19 protein-coding genes, 1 tRNA gene and 1 other annotated feature are annotated in these 19,290 nt (G+C 32.5%); of the genes, 1 reads left to right on the top strand and 19 read right to left on the bottom strand.

Going from position 1 to position 19,290, the window contains the following annotated elements; all coding sequences use genetic code 11:
- Positions 1–29: 29 nt before the first annotated feature.
- The 17 genes from secE to RDK80_RS05730 all read right to left on the bottom strand — a co-directional run bounded on the left by secE (position 30) and on the right by RDK80_RS05730 (position 14,675).
- The gene (gene secE / locus RDK80_RS05810; protein WP_094904404.1) at positions 30–233 is read right to left on the bottom strand and encodes a preprotein translocase subunit SecE; all 204 of its coding nucleotides are present in this window, start codon (positions 231–233) and stop codon (positions 30–32) included.
- A gap of 28 nt (positions 234–261) precedes the next feature.
- On the bottom strand, positions 262–411 hold the full coding sequence (gene rpmG / locus RDK80_RS05805; RefSeq protein ID WP_072978085.1) for a 50S ribosomal protein L33: 150 nt from the start codon (positions 409–411) through the stop codon (positions 262–264).
- A 237-nt stretch (positions 412–648) separates the two neighbouring features.
- Positions 649–1,842 (bottom strand): elongation factor Tu, encoded by a 1,194-nt coding sequence (gene tuf, locus RDK80_RS05800; protein ID WP_094904515.1) that lies wholly within the window; start codon positions 1,840–1,842, stop codon positions 649–651.
- A gap of 200 nt (positions 1,843–2,042) precedes the next feature.
- Positions 2,043–2,118, bottom strand: a tRNA-Thr gene (locus RDK80_RS05795).
- A gap of 58 nt (positions 2,119–2,176) precedes the next feature.
- Positions 2,177–2,797, bottom strand: coding sequence for an RNA polymerase sporulation sigma factor SigH (gene sigH / locus RDK80_RS05790; protein WP_094904474.1), 621 nt, complete (start codon positions 2,795–2,797; stop codon positions 2,177–2,179).
- A gap of 99 nt (positions 2,798–2,896) precedes the next feature.
- Entirely contained in the window at positions 2,897–3,430 is a 534-nt protein-coding gene (locus RDK80_RS05785) for an NYN domain-containing protein (RefSeq protein ID WP_094904473.1), read from the bottom strand.
- Complete coding sequence (gene rlmB, locus RDK80_RS05780; RefSeq protein ID WP_094904472.1) at positions 3,423–4,160, bottom strand: 23S rRNA (guanosine(2251)-2'-O)-methyltransferase RlmB; 738 nt, start codon at positions 4,158–4,160, stop codon at positions 3,423–3,425. The genes RDK80_RS05785 and rlmB overlap by 8 nt, the downstream gene beginning before the upstream one ends.
- Positions 4,161–4,292: 132 nt before the next feature.
- On the bottom strand, positions 4,293–5,048 hold the full coding sequence (gene thyX, locus RDK80_RS05775) for an FAD-dependent thymidylate synthase (RefSeq protein WP_094904471.1): 756 nt from the start codon (positions 5,046–5,048) through the stop codon (positions 4,293–4,295).
- Between the two features lie 20 nt (positions 5,049–5,068).
- On the bottom strand, positions 5,069–5,476 hold the full coding sequence (locus RDK80_RS05770) for a ribonuclease III domain-containing protein (RefSeq protein ID WP_308523744.1): 408 nt from the start codon (positions 5,474–5,476) through the stop codon (positions 5,069–5,071).
- Positions 5,477–5,494: 18 nt separating this feature from the next.
- Entirely contained in the window at positions 5,495–6,892 is a 1,398-nt protein-coding gene (gene cysS, locus RDK80_RS05765; protein ID WP_216557376.1) for a cysteine--tRNA ligase, read from the bottom strand.
- Positions 6,893–7,022: 130 nt separating this feature from the next.
- Entirely contained in the window at positions 7,023–8,504 is a 1,482-nt protein-coding gene (gene gltX, locus RDK80_RS05760) for a glutamate--tRNA ligase (RefSeq protein ID WP_216557373.1), read from the bottom strand.
- Positions 8,505–8,902: 398 nt separating this feature from the next.
- Entirely contained in the window at positions 8,903–9,070 is a 168-nt protein-coding gene (locus tag RDK80_RS05755; RefSeq protein WP_158220137.1) for a hypothetical protein, read from the bottom strand.
- A 269-nt stretch (positions 9,071–9,339) separates the two neighbouring features.
- Positions 9,340–11,064, bottom strand: coding sequence for a proline--tRNA ligase (locus RDK80_RS05750; protein WP_308523743.1), 1,725 nt, complete (start codon positions 11,062–11,064; stop codon positions 9,340–9,342).
- Positions 11,065–11,427: 363 nt separating this feature from the next.
- Positions 11,428–11,632 (bottom strand) — a binding site (T-box leader).
- 40 nt (positions 11,633–11,672) lie between these two features.
- Positions 11,673–12,146 carry a 2-C-methyl-D-erythritol 2,4-cyclodiphosphate synthase gene (gene ispF, locus RDK80_RS05745; protein WP_216557368.1) on the bottom strand — a complete coding sequence of 158 codons (474 nt, stop codon included), beginning with the start codon at positions 12,144–12,146 and terminating at the stop codon, positions 11,673–11,675.
- 22 nt (positions 12,147–12,168) lie between these two features.
- A complete protein-coding gene (gene ispD, locus RDK80_RS05740) occupies positions 12,169–12,909 on the bottom strand; it encodes a 2-C-methyl-D-erythritol 4-phosphate cytidylyltransferase (protein WP_094902310.1) in 741 nt (246 codons plus the stop codon).
- A gap of 93 nt (positions 12,910–13,002) precedes the next feature.
- Entirely contained in the window at positions 13,003–14,097 is a 1,095-nt protein-coding gene (locus RDK80_RS05735; protein WP_094902308.1) for a PIN/TRAM domain-containing protein, read from the bottom strand.
- 71 nt (positions 14,098–14,168) lie between these two features.
- Complete coding sequence (locus tag RDK80_RS05730; RefSeq protein WP_094902306.1) at positions 14,169–14,675, bottom strand: CarD family transcriptional regulator; 507 nt, start codon at positions 14,673–14,675, stop codon at positions 14,169–14,171.
- 244 nt (positions 14,676–14,919) lie between these two features.
- On the opposite strand from RDK80_RS05730, the gene RDK80_RS05725 reads away from it, so the two are divergent.
- On the top strand, positions 14,920–15,336 hold the full coding sequence (locus RDK80_RS05725; RefSeq protein WP_094902304.1) for a DUF1573 domain-containing protein: 417 nt from the start codon (positions 14,920–14,922) through the stop codon (positions 15,334–15,336).
- A 95-nt stretch (positions 15,337–15,431) separates the two neighbouring features.
- On the opposite strand, the gene radA is transcribed toward RDK80_RS05725, so the two are convergent.
- A complete protein-coding gene (radA, locus tag RDK80_RS05720) occupies positions 15,432–16,808 on the bottom strand; it encodes a DNA repair protein RadA (RefSeq protein WP_216557365.1) in 1,377 nt (458 codons plus the stop codon).
- 46 nt (positions 16,809–16,854) lie between these two features.
- Entirely contained in the window at positions 16,855–19,287 is a 2,433-nt protein-coding gene (locus RDK80_RS05715) for an ATP-dependent Clp protease ATP-binding subunit (protein WP_216557359.1), read from the bottom strand.
- Between the last annotated feature and the right edge of the window lie 3 nt (positions 19,288–19,290).

Below are 19,290 nucleotides of genomic sequence, written 5' to 3'. Positions count from 1 at the left end.
GAACCTATGGTTCCTCCCTCCCTCTTGTACTAAATTATAAATCGTAAACCACCATGTATCACTAGATCTAATACCCAGACAATAATAGCTACAAGTGCACTAATCATTATAACTACTCCAGTATAGTTTATTAGTTCTTTTCTGCTAGGCCAAATTACCTTTTTCATTTCAGCCTTAACACCCCTGAAATATGCGGACATCTTTGCCTTTTTTGTACCTGTTGGTGCTGTCATAACACTCACATCCTTACTTGTTTTAATATTATTTCGTTTCCTTATGAGTAGTATGAGTTTTGCAGAATTTACAATATTTCTTTAGTTCGATTCTTTCTGTATTGTTCTTTTTATTCTTGGATGAATTGTAATTTCTTTGTTTACACTCTGTGCAAGCTAATGTGATTCTATCTCTCACTTAAAACACCTCCCACAAACACCATATATATGTTAAGCTATCGCTTTCGGGTACATTTCCCCACTTTTAACAACGTTACTAATATAAACTATCATAAATTAAAAATTATGTCAATAAAAAAGTCTTTCTTTCTACCACAATTTTTTCTTCAATTTATACAATTATTCCTCATTAATCTAATGTTTATTCCAATTCCATCCAGAAAAAAGACTAGGTTAAAGACCTAGTCTTTCATCACTATTCAAGAACTTTAGTTACAACTCCAGATCCTACTGTTCTTCCACCTTCACGAATTGAGAATCTTAGCCCTTCTTCTATAGCTATTGGTGTTATTAATTCTATAGTAAACTTTGAGTTGTCTCCTGGCATTACCATCTCTACGCCTTCTTCTAATTTGATATCTCCTGTTACATCTGTTGTTCTAAAGTAGAATTGTGGTCTATATCCATTAAAGAATGGTGTATGTCTTCCACCCTCTTCTTTAGATAGTACGTATACTTCTGATTCAAATTTTATATGTGGATTTATTGATTTTGGTTTTGCTAGTACTTGACCTCTTTCGATTTCGTTTCTTTGAACTCCTCTTAGAAGTGCTCCTATATTATCTCCTGCTTGTGCTTCGTCTAGTAGTTTTCTAAACATTTCTACTCCTGTTACTACTACTGTTCTTGCTTCTTCTGCTAACCCAACGATTTCTACGTTGTCTCCTGTTTTTACTACTCCTCTTTCTACTCTTCCTGTTGCTACTGTTCCTCTTCCTGTTATTGAGAATACGTCTTCTACTGGCATTAAGAATGGTTTGTCTGTATCTCTTTCTGGTTGTGGAACGTATGCATCTACTTCTTCCATTAGTTTAACTATTTTATCTCCCCATGGTCCGTCTGGTTCTTCTATTGCTTTTAATGCTGAACCTACTACGATTGGTGTACCATCTCCATCGAAGTCATATTCGGATAGTAATTCTCTTACTTCCATCTCTACTAACTCGATTAGTTCTTCATCATCTACCATGTCTTGTTTGTTTAAGAATACTACTATCTTTGGTACTCCTACGTTTCTTGATAATAGTATATGCTCTCTTGTTTGCGGCATTGGACCATCTGCTGCTGATACTACTAAAATTGCTCCGTCCATTTGTGCTGCTCCTGTAATCATGTTCTTTACATAGTCAGCATGGCCTGGGCAGTCTACGTGTGCATAGTGACGATTTGGTGTTTCATATTCTACGTGAGATGTGGAAATTGTTATTCCTCTTTCTCTTTCTTCTGGTGCTTTATCTATGTTGTCATAGCTTATTGCTTCTCCTGAGCCAAATCTTTTGTTTAATACCATTGTAATAGCTGCTGTTAATGTTGTTTTACCATGGTCTACGTGTCCTATTGTCCCTATGTTTACGTGGGGTTTAGTTCTTTCAAATTTTGCTTTTGCCATTTCAATATTCCTCCTTAATTATATTTAATAATTTAATACGCTTGAGTTTTCTCTAGTAGATGATAAAGAAAGTCTTAAGTTAAAGCATTAATATAAACTTTCTTAAAATGCATTTATCGGAAATTTAAAATTAAGGAGATTTAGAATTTCCTATGCATCACAAGAAAACTCACCCTGGTGTTTCCTATCTTTAAAAAGCATGGAGCCCACGACCGGACTCGAACCGGTGACCTCTTGCTTACCATGCAAGTGCTCTACCTCCTGAGCTACGTGGGCATTTTTTACTCACTGCTAGTTATTTTACTATTTACATATAAAATTGTCAAGCTTAAGTTTATACTTTGTCCTCTAGTAGCTTCTCTAACTTTCTTTTAACTCTTTGTAAGGCATTATCTATACTTTTCACATGCCTGTCTAAATCCTCTGCAATTTCCTGATAGCTCATACCATCCACATAAGACATTAGGACCTCTAACTCTAATTCAGATAAAATCTCTCCTATTCTTCTTTCCATTAAATTCAAATCTTCTCTGCTAATCATTAATTCTTCTGGATCTGAAATTTTAAAGCCCGAAATTATATCCAATAGAGTCCTATCAGATTCTTCATCATATATAGGTTTATTAAGTGAAACATAAGAATTTAAAGGAATATGCTTTTGTCTAGTAGCTGTCTTAATTGCTGTAATTATCTGTCTCGTGATACAGATTTCTGCAAATGCTCTAAATGATGTAAGCTTGTCCTTATCATAGTCACGAATAGCCTTATATAGTCCTATCATGCCCTCCTGAACGATATCTTCCTTATCTGCCCCTATCAAATAATATGATCTAGCTTTGCATTTTACAATGTTTTTATATTTATAAATCAGGTATTCCAGTGCAATAGCGTCATCATTTTTTGCAGCTTCTACAATTTCTTCATCCTGCATAGTCATATATGTAGTTAATTCCATATCATTATGCACTTCCAATTGCACTAAGCATCCCCCCAGTATAACTCTGTTAATTTTGATTACTATTAATTATATTTAATACCTATATTTTAGTCAAGGTTATTCATTCTTACTAATTAAATTATTTAGTTTTTTTATCGTTTCTTCATCCAGTCTTCCTAGCAGAAGATCATTTTTTTTATTCTCTGTAGTACTTTTACGTTTAATAAGCTTTTTTTCATTAAATATTTCCATTTCTAACTCCCTAGCTGAAATCCTAGTTCCACCTCGACCAAAAACAATTTGTTGTTCCATCCAGTCAGATGTTGCTACTCTTACTCTCTTTATCCTTCCAATCTCATCTAGTTTTTTCTCTATATATTGATCTGCAGTCTCGTTTTCTTTCGTATATACAACTTTTAAATCATTATAATTTTCTTCTGCTCCATAGTTGCCCTTTACTAAATGTGCATCAAATACAATTATGACTTCAATTCCCGAATAATATTTATATTCTGTCATGATCTCTATAAGCTCATTTCGAGCCTCCTCTAAATGTTCCTTTTTAAGTTGACTAAACCGCTCCCAAGAATTAATGATATTATACCCATCAACAAAAAGATATTCTTTAATCTTTTTATTCTTCTTAGCCATGATTCTGTCTTACTACCTCATATATCAATATAGATGCCGCATTAGAGGCATTTAAGGAAGATATTTGGCCTAGCATTGGAATTTTAACTAAGACATCGCATTTTTCTTTCACTAGCCTAGATAATCCTTTTCCCTCATTTCCTATTACCAAAGCAATAGCTCCTTGTAAAGATGTCTTATAATGATAGTCAGTCCCGTCCATATCTGCACCATAAATCCATAGCCCTTTATCTTTTAGTTCTTCAATTGCATTTACAATATTGCTTACTTTTGCTACAAGCATATGCTCTACTGCACCGGCAGAACTCTTATATACCGTTTGATTTACTTGAGCAGATCTCCTTTTAGGAATTATTACGCCATGTACTCCTGCACATTCAGCACTCCTAATTATAGAACCTAAGTTATGCGGATCTTCCAATCCATCTAAAATTACAATAAATGGAGGTTGATTTCTTTCTTTAGCTCTATTGAGGATATCATCTATATCAACATAATTATATGATGTAACTAACGCAACTACTCCTTGATGTGCATTCCCTTCCGATAAAGAATCAAGTTTATTTTTATCTACCTGTTGTATTATAATATTTCTGTCTTTTGCCATTCCAATTATCTTATTTATAGATCCTTGAAGCTCTCCTTTTAGAACATATAATTTTTCTATTTCTCTATCCGTTTTAAGTACTTCTAAAACAGGATTTCTTCCAACCACATATTGAAAATCCATTCTTATCACACCTTTCTTCAATTCACAATTCACAGTTCACAGTTCACAATTGTTGAGGTCGAGCTTTTGAGTCTTTAGATATGACCTTCGGTTGTTGTTTTAATTGTGAATCGTGCATTGTGAATTGTGCATTTACTTAAATCGCTCTCTAACTTCAACCATCTTTCCGCAGGTCATTTTCCCCTCTGGACATGGCCCATTTATACAACCTGGTCCAGCATTTTTGAATAATATAGGATAGACTTTTTTCACTTCTTTAAGCATCAAAGTTGCAATCTCTCTTATTTCCCATTGTGCCCTATTACAGCATCTAAGTCTAAAAAAATTCATCAAAGACCTTGCATTCATAGTAAATACTATCTTAGTCTCACAGGCATTGGGGAAAATATATCTTGCATCTTCAATTGACTCTTTTTCTGCTCTATTTCTTGCTTCCTTCTCGTCGAACTTTTCTTCAATATACTTATTATAATGTTCATCAAATAATAAATTTGATATTTCATCATAATATTTCTGATCTTCTCTCATAGCCTTTTCAAATATTTCTCTAGCCTTTTTATTATTTGCAATAGCCGGCGGAATTATATATTCAAACTGTTCAAGTTTCACATATCTTTGTGATTGCTGAGAAAAACTTGCAATCCTATGTCTCACTAGTTGATGAGTTAATGTACGAGATATTCCTTCAATCCCAAAAGTAAATGTAACATGTTCAATAGGACTTTCATGGTTTAAGTCCATTAAAAGAGATAAGAATGATTCAACCTTATCTTCAGTTAGCTTTTCTTCTATCTCACTGACACCTGATGATGAATAGCAAAGCCTTGCTGCAGCTGCAACTAGTTTTTCGCCATCAGGCGTATACCTCAAAAGTTCTACCTTATCCATCCTAATCCCCCTTTTCTTCATTAGTTAATGTCTATATGTGATACCACTTTAAATAATTCTGCTATTCTGTAATCCTTACCCATTAAGTAAAGATAGCCCATCAACGCTTCAAAACCTGTAGCATATTTATAATCTATCATATCAGCATTTTTAGGCATTGTATTAGTCTTTGCATTTCTACCTTTTTTAACTACTGCTCGTTCATCTTCATTAAGTATATCTTCTAACATATGAACTATATCTGCTTGGGCCTTGGCTTTCACATATTTAATAGTCAATTTATGCAATTCTTTAACAGGTAACTTCTTCTCAAGTAGATATGTCCGTACTAACAATTCATATACTGCATCTCCTATATATGCAAGCTGCAGAGGAGATAACATAGCTATATCCTCTGCACTTAATTCTGTATTCATCTTTCTAAACAAGTTGTTTTCTTCCATAGGCTATATACGTTTCCACTTCACCCCTTCTTGGGTATCTTCTAAGACTATTCCTTTTTCCTTTAACATATCTCTAATTTCATCAGCTAACTTAAAGTCTTTATTTTTTCTTGCCATCGTTCTTTTCTCTATAAGATCTAAAATTTCAACCTCTAAAATTTCATCTTTTTTATTTAGTATTCCAAGAACATCGGATAATTCTAATAACAAATCATAAGATATTTGAATTAATTTCTTAGAAGATTTTTCATTTAGATTTGAATTAGAAAATTTAACAAGATCAAATAATGAAGCTATAGCATCTGCTGTGTTTAAATCGTCTTCCATGCTTTCAATAAATTCTTTTTTAAACTTTTCAATAGTATCTAGTAGATCCTTTTCTTCTTTGTCTAATTCTCTATCTTCCGTGTTTTCAAGTAGATATTCTAAGTTTTTCTTCCCATTATATAATCTTTCTAAGGCATTTTCCATTTGATTCATTATTTCTCTAGTAAAGTTCATAGGAGATCTATAATGTGCGGATAGCAAGAAAAATCTAAGGATTTCCAAATCAAATTCCTCTGCAATTTCTTTTACAGTAAAAAAGTTTCCTAGAGATTTTGACATCTTTTGATTTTCTACATTTAACATACCATTATGCATCCAATAATTTGCAAAGGGCTTCTCCGTTAAAGTTTCAGACTGTGCAATTTCATTTTCATGATGTGGAAATTGAAGGTCTTCGCCACCTGCATGTATATCTATAGTATCTCCTAATAGCGTTCTCGACATAACAGAGCATTCGATATGCCACCCAGGTCTTCCATTACCCCAAGGACTTTCCCAATAAGGTTCACCTTCTTTAGCTTTCTTCCATAATGCAAAATCCATAGGATTATTTTTCTCTTCACTAACTTCTATTCTGGCTCCACTCATTAAATCTTCAATATTTTTCTTAGACAATTTCCCATAGTCTTTTGCACTATCTATGTTAAAATAAACATTACCATCTACATTATAGGCGGCACCCTTTTCTATTAAAGCCTCTATAAATTCAATCATTGGCTGAATAAATTCTGTAGCTTTTGGATGGATGGTTTTCTCTTCATAAATATTTAAACCTTTTGCATCCTCCATAAGAGCTTTAATATATCTCTCGGATATATCATTAAATGCAGTATTTTCTTCATTAGCTCTATTTATTATTCTATCGTCAATATCTGTAAAATTTGAAATATACTTAACATTATACCCTCTATACATAAAAAATCTTCTTAAAGTATCGAATATTACCATTGGTCTAGCATTTCCAACATGTATATAGTTATATACCGTTGGACCACAGATATACATGCTAACCTGACCTTCAACAACCGGTATGAATTCTTCTTTTTTTCGAGTTAAAGTATTATAAATCTTCATATCTAACCTCCTTTATTGAAGTGAATAGTTAATAGTGAATAGTTAATAACTAATAGATAAGAAAACCCCAAATCTTTACTTAAAACTATTCACTCTTCACTTTTAGTTATTCACTGTTTTTTACTTTTCACTATATATAATTTTTCTCTACATAATCAATTCTTTTGAGTATATTTTCTTTACCTAGTAAAACCAATATATTCACAAACTCTGGACCATGTGCCATACCTGTTAGTGCAACTCTAGCTGGCATAAATAGGTTTTTACCTTTAACCCCTGTAGCCTTTTGAATTATCTTCATAAATCCTTTAGCATATTCTTCATCTATTTCTTCTATATTGTTTAATTCTTCCTTAATTGCTGTGAGAACAATTCCTACCTGTTCACCCTTTATTATCTCTAATGCATCTTCCTCTAGAATATCTACATAATCTTTAAAAATAAATTCTACTTTATTTACTACTTCTGATACTGTATTTAAGCTTTCTTGAACTGTATGAACTAATAGCTTTAACCATTCATATCTATCTTGGACAAATTCTCTATCTATAAAATCTGCTTTAATCAAATATGGAATAGCCATATCTGTGATCCTTTCAACAGATGAGGATCTTATATAATGACCATTTACCCAATCTAGTTTATCTTTATCAAATATTCCACCAGTTTTTGAAACTCTTTCAAAGGAAAACTTTTGAATTAACTCTTCCATAGAAAGAATCTCCTGATTATCTTCTGGACTCCATCCTACCAATGCTAAATAGTTGACTAATCCCTCTGGCAGATATCCCTTATCTTTAAAATCTTCTACAGAAACATCGCCTTGACGCTTACTTAGTTTTTTTCTATCTTTATTTAATACAGTTGGAAGATGAACATATACAGGTTTTTCCCATCCAAACACTTCATATAGATAGATATGTTTTGGTGTGGATGGTAACCATTCTTCTCCTCTAACTATATGGGTTATTTCCATTAAATGATCATCTACTACTACTGCCATATGATAGGTTGGATATCCATCAGACTTTAATAATACTTGATCATCAATATCATCAGTGTTTATTACAATATCTCCTCTAACTAAATCATGAAATTTCACATCATAATTCTGAGGTAATTTTAATCTAACCACATATTCTTCTCCATTAGCAATTCTTTTCTTCGCCTCTTCTATAGATATATTCCTACAGAATCCATCATATTTTGGAACTAATCCTTTAATTTTTTGTTCCTCACGTACCTGCTCAAGTCTTTCCTTAGAGCAGAAACAATAGTAAGCATGGCCTTTCTCTATAAGCTCATCTACATATTTTTTATATATGTCTAATCTCTCTGACTGAATATATGGACCGTGATTGCCTTTTTGCACAACCTTACCATCTTCTACAAATACACCTTCATCATATTCTATTCCTGCCCAATGTAAGGACTCTATTAAATTTTCTATAGCTCCTTCTACAAATCTAGTTTGATCAGTATCTTCTATCCTCAAGATAAACTTACCATTATTATTTCTAGCAAATAGATAATTGTATAAAGCAGTCCTAATAGATCCTATATGTATGAAACCCGTTGGACTTGGGGCAAATCTTAATCTAACTTCTTTCAAAACTGACACCTCCTGAATTAATTATATTATATTATATATCACTAGTCCTTAAGTGTAAACTGTCCCCTTTAAATAAAAAAGACCTATATCTAATCATCATAAGCTATCCTTTCTTGGAAACTATATAGATTAAACTCTTATTAGCAAAATGATAGCGTTAAACATTTCTATAGATCATAGTAAAAACTTCTATGAAAGCATAATTAAAAAACTTTCCTTAGTTACTGCATAAGCAACTTGCATGAAATCAAAGCTTTCGTTAATATACTTAAAACTCATTGAAGTCAAGCTTCTGAATATAATTTCAAAAGCAGAGCCCCAATATTAATTATAATAAAAATACTATATTAAATCTTAATATTAAGATTTAATATAGTATTTCCATTTTCAAAAAAATATTATTGCAATATAACTACATTTGTTGCTTCTTGTATAAATTTCAATTTTTGTTTTGAGTGGGCATTAAACTCTTCTTCTGATATTAACGATTGTTCTCTTAATTCATATAATATATCCACAACTTCTTCACATAACGTAATTAATTCAGATTCCAATTTTACTAACATAGCATCCCTCCATCGATTATATAATATACATCATATTATATTTCCCTGATAATATGCCTGTATTTTTATTTTTTTAATTCCCCCATTCCCCTAGTTTCTTAGATTCTCATCTGTAAAATATAAAATAAGGACTATTATAAAATTATAATTAAATATTTAAGTATTCTTCTATTGACTTTATGTCTGTATTATATTAATATTCTACATTCATTTTAAAAATCCTTCTTTTTGGACAAAAAAAGTGGTCCTAGGACCACTTTTTTATTTAATCATATAACCAAACCTTCTTTATAAAACTCTTCTTTTATTAAAGGTATTAATTTATCGATACTAATTTCCAATTTATCCTCTTTACCTCTAATAGAATATTCCACAATAGCTTCCCCTGCCCTTTTACCTACAGTTATTCTAACAGGAATCCCTATTAAATCTCTATCTTTAAACTTAACACCAGCTCTTTCATTTCTATCATCTAAAACGACTTCTAAACCTAATGCATTTAGCTCTTTATATAATTTTTCTCCCAATTCTATTTGTTCTTCTGATTTCACGTTTACTATAGTTATAATTACATGATAAGGTGCTACAACTAAAGGCCATATAATACCATCTTCATCATGGTATTGCTCAACAATAGCTGCTACAGATCTTGAAACACCTATACCGTAACATCCCATTATAAATGGTTTTTCTTTACCATTTTCATCTAAGAAAGTAGCTCCCAAAGAATCAGAATACTTTGTTCCTAACTGGAATATATTCCCTACTTCAATTCCTCTATCCATTTTCAGTGATTTTTCACATTTTGGACAAATATCTCCCTCTTTTACTAAAAGTAAATCTTCTACCACTTCACCAGTAAAATCTCTACCATAATTTGCATTTTTCAAGTGATAATCTGTTTCATTACCTCCAACAACTAGATTTTTCATCTTAGTGATTCTAGAGTCAATTAAAAGCTTAACCTCTTTTTTCAGGCCAATAGGACCAGTAAAACCCTTATTTGCACCTGTGATATCTAATATCATCTCTTCATCTGCCATTTCTAATTCATGTCCACCAATACCTAAATAATTACATAGTTTAGTTTCATTTAACTCTCTGTCACCAGGAATTATTGCAACTATAGGCTTATCTGCAACATTGAACACTAAAGCTTTAGCAAAGTTACTATGTTCTATATTAAAAAATTCCACTAACGCTTCAATAGTTGTTATCTCTGGAGTATATACTTTTTCTAATTCTAACTCTTTCTGTATATCCTCTTTAGCTTTGTAAACTACTTCTGCTTTTTCGTCAGTAGCTGCGTAATCACAATGATCACAATATGCTACGAGACTTTCACCTACATCAGACATAGCCATGAATTCATGAGATATCTTCCCGCCCATAGCACCTGTATCACCTTGAACTACTTTATATTTTAATTTTAATCTAGTGAACACTTTGTCATAGGCTTCCCACATTACTTCGTAAGCTTTTTTCATACTTTCTTCATCTACATCAAAGCTATATGCATCTTTCATTATAAACTCTCTACATCTCATCAAACCAAATCTCGGTCTTTTCTCATCTCTATATTTTGTTTGAATTTGATAAAGGTTCAAAGGAAGTTGTTTATAAGACTTTACTTCATCTTTTATTAAATTAGTAAAGTATTCTTCATGTGTAGGTCCAAGACAAAATTCTCTATCATTTCTATCCTTAAGTCTAAACATCTCTGGTCCAAAATTATCCCATCTTCCTGTTGCTTCCCATATCTCTTTTGGTTGAATAGCAGACATCAATAACTCTTGTGATCCAGCCCTATCCATTTCTTCTCTAACAATCTGCTCAACTTTTCTTATTACTCTATATCCCATTGGAAGGTAAGAGTATACTCCACTAACTAATCTTCTCATCATACCTGATCTTAAAAGTAGCTTATGGCTCGCTATTTCTGCTTCTGCTGGCATTTCTCTTAAAGTAGGTATATAAAGCTTTGACATTCTCATTTTATCTTCCTCCTATTAATTTAATTTACAATTAGCCAAGTAACTTACGCAGTCTCACTATACAAATTCATTTGCTCGTTATCACTCGCATGAATTTGGTCCTAACGGACAGCGAAGTAAACATAGCGAATGGTGCGTTTGATCTACATTCACTCCTTCACTGGATTCTAATTGAGAATTTAATTTAATTCTTCTATTTAAATTTATTCTAACCCTTGGGACATCCACGCAGTTTCGCAACTCAAATCTATTTACTCGCTACGCTCGTATAGATTCGGTGCTCATTGCGTTTGACCTACCTACAGTTCACTCGCTTCGCTCCTTCACTGGGTTAGGTCATAAAAAAATAACCTCCCATCTCTTGTAAGAGACGAAAGGTTAAATTCCGCGGTACCACTCTAATAAACCTAATAAAAGGTTCACTCAATAGTTATAACGCACAACCGTTTAAGCTTTATCACCTAAAAACTCTGGGCTAGGTTCAATATCAGGGAGGACAGAAGTTTTCCACCATTTAACTTCCTCTCTATGACCTATAATATTTACTATTTCCCATCTTCGTCTATATAATATATCCACATTATACTAATAGTATTATCCCATGTCAATTATTTTTTCTGAAGTAAACAAACACTGTAGGATGAAATACCTTCTTCTCTGCCTACAAAACCTAGCCATTCTGTAGTTGTAGCCTTTATATTTATGTTATCTATGGATGTATGCAAAATGTCTGCGATTCTAGCCCTCATATCTTCAATATATGGAGCTAATTTAGGTCTTTGGGCAACTATTGTCGCATCTATATTTCCTATATCATAACCTTCCTCATTCATTAATTTAAATACTTGAGATAAAAGATAAATACTTGAAATATCCTTATATTTCATATCCGTATCAGGAAAATGTTTTCCTATGTCTCCTAGGGCCAATGCTCCTAATATACTATCCATTATTGCATGTATTAGCACATCTGCATCTGAATGGCCCAGCAATCCTTTTTCAAAAGGGATTTTTATGCCACCTATAATTAATTTTCTATCCTCTACAAGTTGATGAACATCATAACCAAATCCTACTCTCATATTATCACCTATCTATTCCATACTACCTGCTTTGAAATATGAATTCTCTTCTTCTAAAAATTATATCCTTATCCTTAAATAAAGATTCAGCAAGAATTATATCCTCAGGTGTAGTAATCTTAATATTTTCATAAGAACCCATTATCATTTTCACTCCATATCCTGCTCTTTCAACTATGGAACTATCGTCAGTGCCACAAAATCCATCGTCTATGGCATTTTCATATCCCTTAATAAGTATATCCTTAAAAAAGCACTGAGGAGTCTGTGCGGCCCAAAGCAAACTTCTCTGAGGTGTGTTACCTATAGTTTTATCTTCTCCTACTACTTTGATTGTATCTGTTACAGGAACTCCTATAACACAAGCACCATGATCAATAGTACCTTTTATTCCATCTTCTATATTCTCAATTTTTACAAATGGTCTAGCTCCATCATGGGTTAAAACAATATCCGCTTTTTCATCTAATGCCAATATTCCGTTATATACTGAATCTTGTCTTTCTTTTCCACCTCTAATTATATTAGCCACTTTATTAAATTTATATTTTTTAACAATCTCTTTTCTACAATATTCAATTTCTTCCTCTTTCGCTACTAAAATTATTTCATCAATATATCTGCATTTCTCAAACTTTTCTATCGTATGGGCAAGTATAGGTTTACCGCCTATTGCTATAAATTGTTTGTTTATCTTGCTTCCCATTCTATTGCTCATTCCAGCGGCGGCAATAATTACAGATACATAGTAGTCTTTATACATCTTCTTCACCTCTTAAAGTATTATAACATAGTATATTAAAACAATAAACAATATTTATTATAACCAAAAAAGAAAAAAAGACCCATGTGGGTCTTAAACAGCTCTATCTATCATTGACTTAGGTTTGGCAAATATCATCCTTCCAGCAGAAGTTTGGAGAACTGATGTCACCACTACATCTATTGTTTCACCAATAAATTTTCTGCCACTTTCTACAACAATCATAGTACCATCATCTAAGTACGCTAGGCCTTGGCCTAATTCCTTTCCATCTCTTACAACCTGCACCAGCATTTCTTCTCCTGGTAATACTACTGGTTTTACTGCATTAGCCAGTTCATTTATATTTAGTACATCTATGCCTTGCACCTCTGCTACTTTATTTAGATTATAATCATTAGTTATTATTTTCCCTTTAAGTAATTGAGTTAGTTTTAGAAGCTTGGAATCAACCTCTTGAACATCTTCAAATTTCTTATCGTTTATTATTACCTCGATATCCAATTCTTTTTGTATTTTATTTAGTATGTCTAATCCTCTTCTTCCTCTATTTCTTTTTAAGGAATCTGATGAATCTGCGATATGCTGTAACTCCTCTAATACAAATTCAGGAATAATAAGAGGTCCTTCAATAAATCCTGTTTTACAAATATCAGCTATTCTACCATCAATTATAACAGATGTATCTAGTATCTTAGGATATGACCTATTTTGAGATTTGCCCTTATCTCTAGGGCTTCTTTTTATATTTCCTAAGGTAGAAGAAATATCGTCCTTTTTCCTATGAGGAATAGTAAGTCCTAAATATCCAAATATACTATAAATAATAATTGATGCAATAACTCCAACATAAGGTATTCCCAAATTATTTATTGGTTGAGATAATAAAAATGCTATTACTAATCCTACAATAAGTCCAACAGAAGATATTGTAATATCATAGACAGAAAATTTTTCCAATTCGTTTTCAATTAATTTAACTAATTTTCTACCCCTGTTAATTATTCTTGATGATAAAGAAAAGAATATAATTCCAAATAAAATAGAAACTCCTAAGTATACTGCTAAATTAATCCAGCCTTCTCTAAACATTTTAATGATCCCTAGATTATCAAATAGGGTTAAAATACTAAATCCCATTAATCCCCCTACTAATCCAATGACCCCTCTTAAAATTTTATCAATCATCAATTCACCCCCATTAGTATATTTATTACCAATTTTATATAATAATAAACCCAATCTTTCTATTTTGCAAATTAAATTTCCAGAGTATCATTTTCCTCTTCACACTTAATTGCATCTATAACCAATTGCTCAACCTTGTCAATATCAGAATCTGCAACTAAAACCATTTCAGATAATAGCATCTGTTTAGCAGAACTTAACATTTTTCTTTCACCTGTAGATAAGCCTTTTTCCAAATCCATCATCAGAAGATTACGAACAACAGCAGCAATTTCAAATATATCTCCTGATTTTATCTTATCCATATTTATTCTATATCTTCGATTCCAGTTTTGAGGCATAGCTGTTTTATTACCTTTAAGTATGGAAATTACTCGTTCTAAATCTGTACTATCAATTATCTCTCTTACACCCACTTCTTCAATGTTGTCTACGGGAACCATAACTTTCATATCCCCGATAGGCATCCTCATAATAAAATATTTCCTTTTTTCACCCAATATTTCTCTTTCTTCTATGCCTTCAATAATTCCAGCACCATGCATAGGATACACTACTTTATCTCCAACATTAAACATTTGAAAACCTCCTATTTACCTTTTCTATCCTATTATACATCAAATTGCTGGAATTGTAAAGTTTATATTGTATCATAGACCTATTTCAGTTGTCAATCCCTTTTTATTAGTATTTTGTAAAGTTATTATTGATTTTCAAAATTAAGAAATCTTTTGGAATAATTGATAGAAATATTTGACAACTGCTTGTCTTCATAAGTATAATTGAACTATAGCAAATAATCTTTTGACGGGAGTGGAGAATATGAATGACAATATTATAAATTCAGATATTAATTCAACTTGTAAGAATTTTCAGGACCAAGTCTCTAAGGTTCTTATTAGACATAAAAGTATATTAGATATAATAACAAAGCTAGATGAGTATAATGCTCGAATTAATAGAGCTGTAGCGAAATCTGTTACTTCTTGTGGATGTATTTCTGTTCATGCTATCAAACAAGATTATAGTAAAGATACCTTTGAGGAAATGTTAAATGCCGCTAAAACTCATGTTGAAGGTAATGTTTGTGATGGTTGTAAAGACGTCCTTAACGAAGAAATAGGCTCATATATTTTTTATCTAGCAGCTTTATGTAATACATTAGATTTAGACTTAAACGATATATTAAAAAAAGAATATGGTACGATTAAAACTCTTGGTGTTTTTAGCTTGAAATAGGCAAACTTATATCAATTATGTAATTGCCCTTTAGGATATAAATCTAAAATTATAGAAATAGGCTAGAATAAATTTCTAAGCCTATTTTTATATCTTTAATCAAAGACATTTTTAATTACATCTTTTAAAGTTTCTAATTCTATAATTTTAAGGTTTGATGTTTTTATTCCCTTCCCGCTATTAGGAGCTACATATACATATTTAAATCCCATTCTATCCAATTCTCTGATTCTTGATTCAAGAGAAGGAACTCTTTTCAACTCCCCCGTTAATCCTACATCTGATATAAACACAGTGTCATTTAATATGCCTTTATTTTTCACGGAGGATATGATGCTCATAAGTACTGCAAGATTCGAAGCCTGTTCCTTTAGCTTTATTCCTCCAGTTGTCTTTATAACTACATTTTTATCATAGAATCTTATTCCACCTCTTTGTTCTATTATAGACACCAAAGTATTTAATTGTTCTCTTTTTAGACATTCTCCTATCCTTGAAGGATATGGGGTAAAGGAATCTGATACTAAGCTTTCTATTTCCAGAATAATTGGTCTGGTTCCTTCTCTGACTACAGTTATGGCAGATCCTGGCATTGTACCATCTCCTTCTCTAGCCGTCATAAAATATTCAGAAGGATTATCTATAGAAATCATACCCTTATCAGTTATATAGAAAAAACCCATCTCCCCAGTAGAACCATACCTATTCTTCGTAGTTAATAAAGTCCTTAGCTCTTCTCCGCTTTCACCTTCTATAATAAGTACAGCATCAACTAAATGTTCTAATGCTCTAACTCCAGCAATTTCATCTTCTTTTGTCATTTGTCCTACTAAAATAATCGCCCTAGGCCTGTCTTGATTTTTTGCTATTTGAACTAAATCATTTGCACATTCCATTGTTTGAGTCGGAGATCCAGCTCTAGAACTGGAGAACTCTTCAAGAGTAAAAGTTTGAATACTATCTATAATAATTAAATCTGGATCAATTTCTTCTATAGTTCTCAATACGTTATCCATACTATTATCAGACATTACCCATACCTTAGGATGAATCTTCTCTATGATCCTATCTGCCCTATTTTTTATTTGTGATTCACTTTCTTCACCTGACGCATATAAAACCTTATAGTCCATCTTAGCTAAATCATTTGCTACTTGTAGTAGCAAAGTAGATTTTCCCGCTCCAGGTTTTGCAGAAAGTATTGTTATGGAATCCTTAACTATTCCACCTCCCATTACCCTATTAAATTCATTTATGTTTGTTACAATCCTATCACTATTTGTAGCTATTACGTCTTGCAACCTTTTGATAGGCTTTCTTTCTATACTTGTCCTAGAACTGATAGTTCCTTTTTTTTCATCAATTATAGTTTCCTTAAGACTATGCCATGAATTACACTCTGGGCATCTTCCTAAATGCCCAATACTCTGGTATCCGCAGTTTTCACATATAAAAATAGTTTTTTTCTTCATTTTGCTCTCCTATAATATAATGGAGCGACGCTATCGTCGCTCCCTATTAAATTTTAAATGCTAATTTTTCATTTTTAGTATCATAATCAATGATTATATTATCTTGCTTAGAAACATTACCTCTTAATATTTCTTCAGCTAGCTGATCTTCTATCATCTTTCTTATAGTCCTCTCTAATGGTCTTGCTCCATAAATTGGATCAAATCCCTTTCCTGCAATATAGGATTTTGTATTATCAGATACCTTTATTTTAACTCCAATCTTTAAAAGGCGCTTTTCTAAATCTTTTATCATAATCTCAACGATTTCCTTCACATGCTCTTCTTCTAGACTGTGGAAAACTATAATCTCATCTAATCTATTTAAAAATTCAGGTCTAAAGGTTCTTTTTAATTCCTCAGTTATGGTTTCTTTCATCCTTTCATATTCTGCCCTATTGTCTTCTCTTCCTATAGAGAACCCCAGTACATTTTGCTTCCTAATAGATGTAGCTCCAACATTAGAAGTCATTATTATTACAGTATTTTTAAAATCAACAGTTTTTCCCTTTGAATCCGTAAGTCTCCCATCATCTAATATCTGTAGAAGCATGTTAAATACATCTGGATGAGCTTTTTCAATTTCATCAAATAGAACTACTGCATAAGGTTTTCTTCTTACTGCCTCTGTTAACTGCCCGCCTTCATCATAGCCAACATATCCAGGAGGTGAACCTATTAATCTAGAAACAGAATGTTTCTCCATATATTCTGACATATCTATTCTTATCATAGCCTCTTCATCGCCAAATAAAGCTTCTGCCAAAGCTTTTGCTAAATATGTCTTACCTACACCAGTAGGACCTACAAATATAAAGCTACCTACTGGTTTCTTAGGATCCTTAAGCCCAACCCTTGATCTTCTAACTGCAGATGATATAGCTTTTACTGCTTGTTCTTGTCCAATCACCTTTTCGTGCAATATATTTTCTAAGTTTAAGAGCCTCTCAGATTCTTCTGTAGTCATCTTCGTAATTGGTACTCCTGTCCAGTTGGACACTACCTTGGCTATTTCTTCATAGTTAACTACCATGCTTGAGGTTTGCTTTTCTTGCTCCCATTTAACCTTGTTATTTTGCAATTCTTCCTTTACTTGTCTTTCTATATCCCTTATTTTTGCTGCCTTTTCATAATTTTGAGTATTTATTGCTTCTTCCTTTTCTTGAGATAATTCTTCTAATCTTTCCTCTAAATTCTTTAATTCCTCTGGTGCTACATAAGAGTTTATCCTAATCATGGAGGCAGCTTCGTCTATTAAGTCAATGGCCTTATCAGGTAGAAATCTATCATTTATATATCTACTTGATAATTCAGCAGCCGCCTTTATTGCCTCGTCTGTTATTTTAACTCTATGATGTGCTTCATACTTATCTCTTAGACCTTCTAATATCTTAATAGTGTCTTCTACACTAGGTTCTTCTACCATGATTGGCTGGAGTCTTCTTTCCAAGGCTGAATCCTTCTCTATATACTTTCTGTACTCATCTATAGTTGTTGCTCCGACTACTTGTAATTCTCCTCGAGCTAACACTGGTTTTAATATGTTTGAAGCGTCTATGGCTCCCTCAGCTGCTCCAGCACCTACTATTGTATGCAACTCATCTATAAAAAGTATAACATCCCCAGCTTCTTTTAATTCTTTCATCACAGATTTTAATCTATCTTCAAATTCTCCTCTGTATTTTGCTCCTGCAATCATTCCTGGTAAGTCCAGTGTAACAACCCTCTTATCTTTTATAATCTCTGGTACAGTTCCCTCCACAATTTTCTGAGCTAATCCTTCAGCAATAGCTGTTTTTCCTACACCTGGCTCACCAATAAGAACGGGATTATTTTTAGTTCTCCTGCTTAAAACTTGAATAACTCTTTCTATTTCTTTTGCTCTGCCTATCACTGGGTCAATTTCTCCAGATGCTGCTAATTTATTTAAATCAGTGCTATATTTAGCTAAATTAGGAGTATTTGAATTATTGCTTTCCATAGTCTGCCCTTGTTTTGGACTCACATCCGTTATCATGCTAAGCACTAATTCTCCAAGTTTTTCTATATCTACTCCAAGTTTTTTTAGTACTACAATTGCAACACCTTCTCCTTCAGCTAGTAATCCAAGCAACAAATGTTCTGTACCAACATAGTTATGACCTAAATTTCTTGCCTCAATAAAACCTAGCTCAAATATTCTTTTAGTCCTAGGAGTAAATCCCAAAATATCTGCCCCATACTGACCTTCACCAATAGCCGAGATCACCTCTGCTCTAGCTTCATCTAAAGTAACACCAGATTGTGATAAGGCTTTTGCCGCTACTCCTTCTCCCTCTGCTATTAATCCTAATAATAGGTGTTCTGTGCCTACATAATTATGTTTTAAATTTTTAGCTTCCTCTTGAGATAAGAGTATTGCCTTTTGTGCTTTTTCTGTAAATCTTCCAAACATAGCCATATC

The organism is uncultured Tissierella sp. (assembly GCF_902479755.1).
Lineage (GTDB): Bacteria > Bacillota > Clostridia > Tissierellales > Tissierellaceae > Tissierella > Tissierella carlieri.
This window is presented reverse-complemented; position numbering and strand designations above follow the sequence as displayed.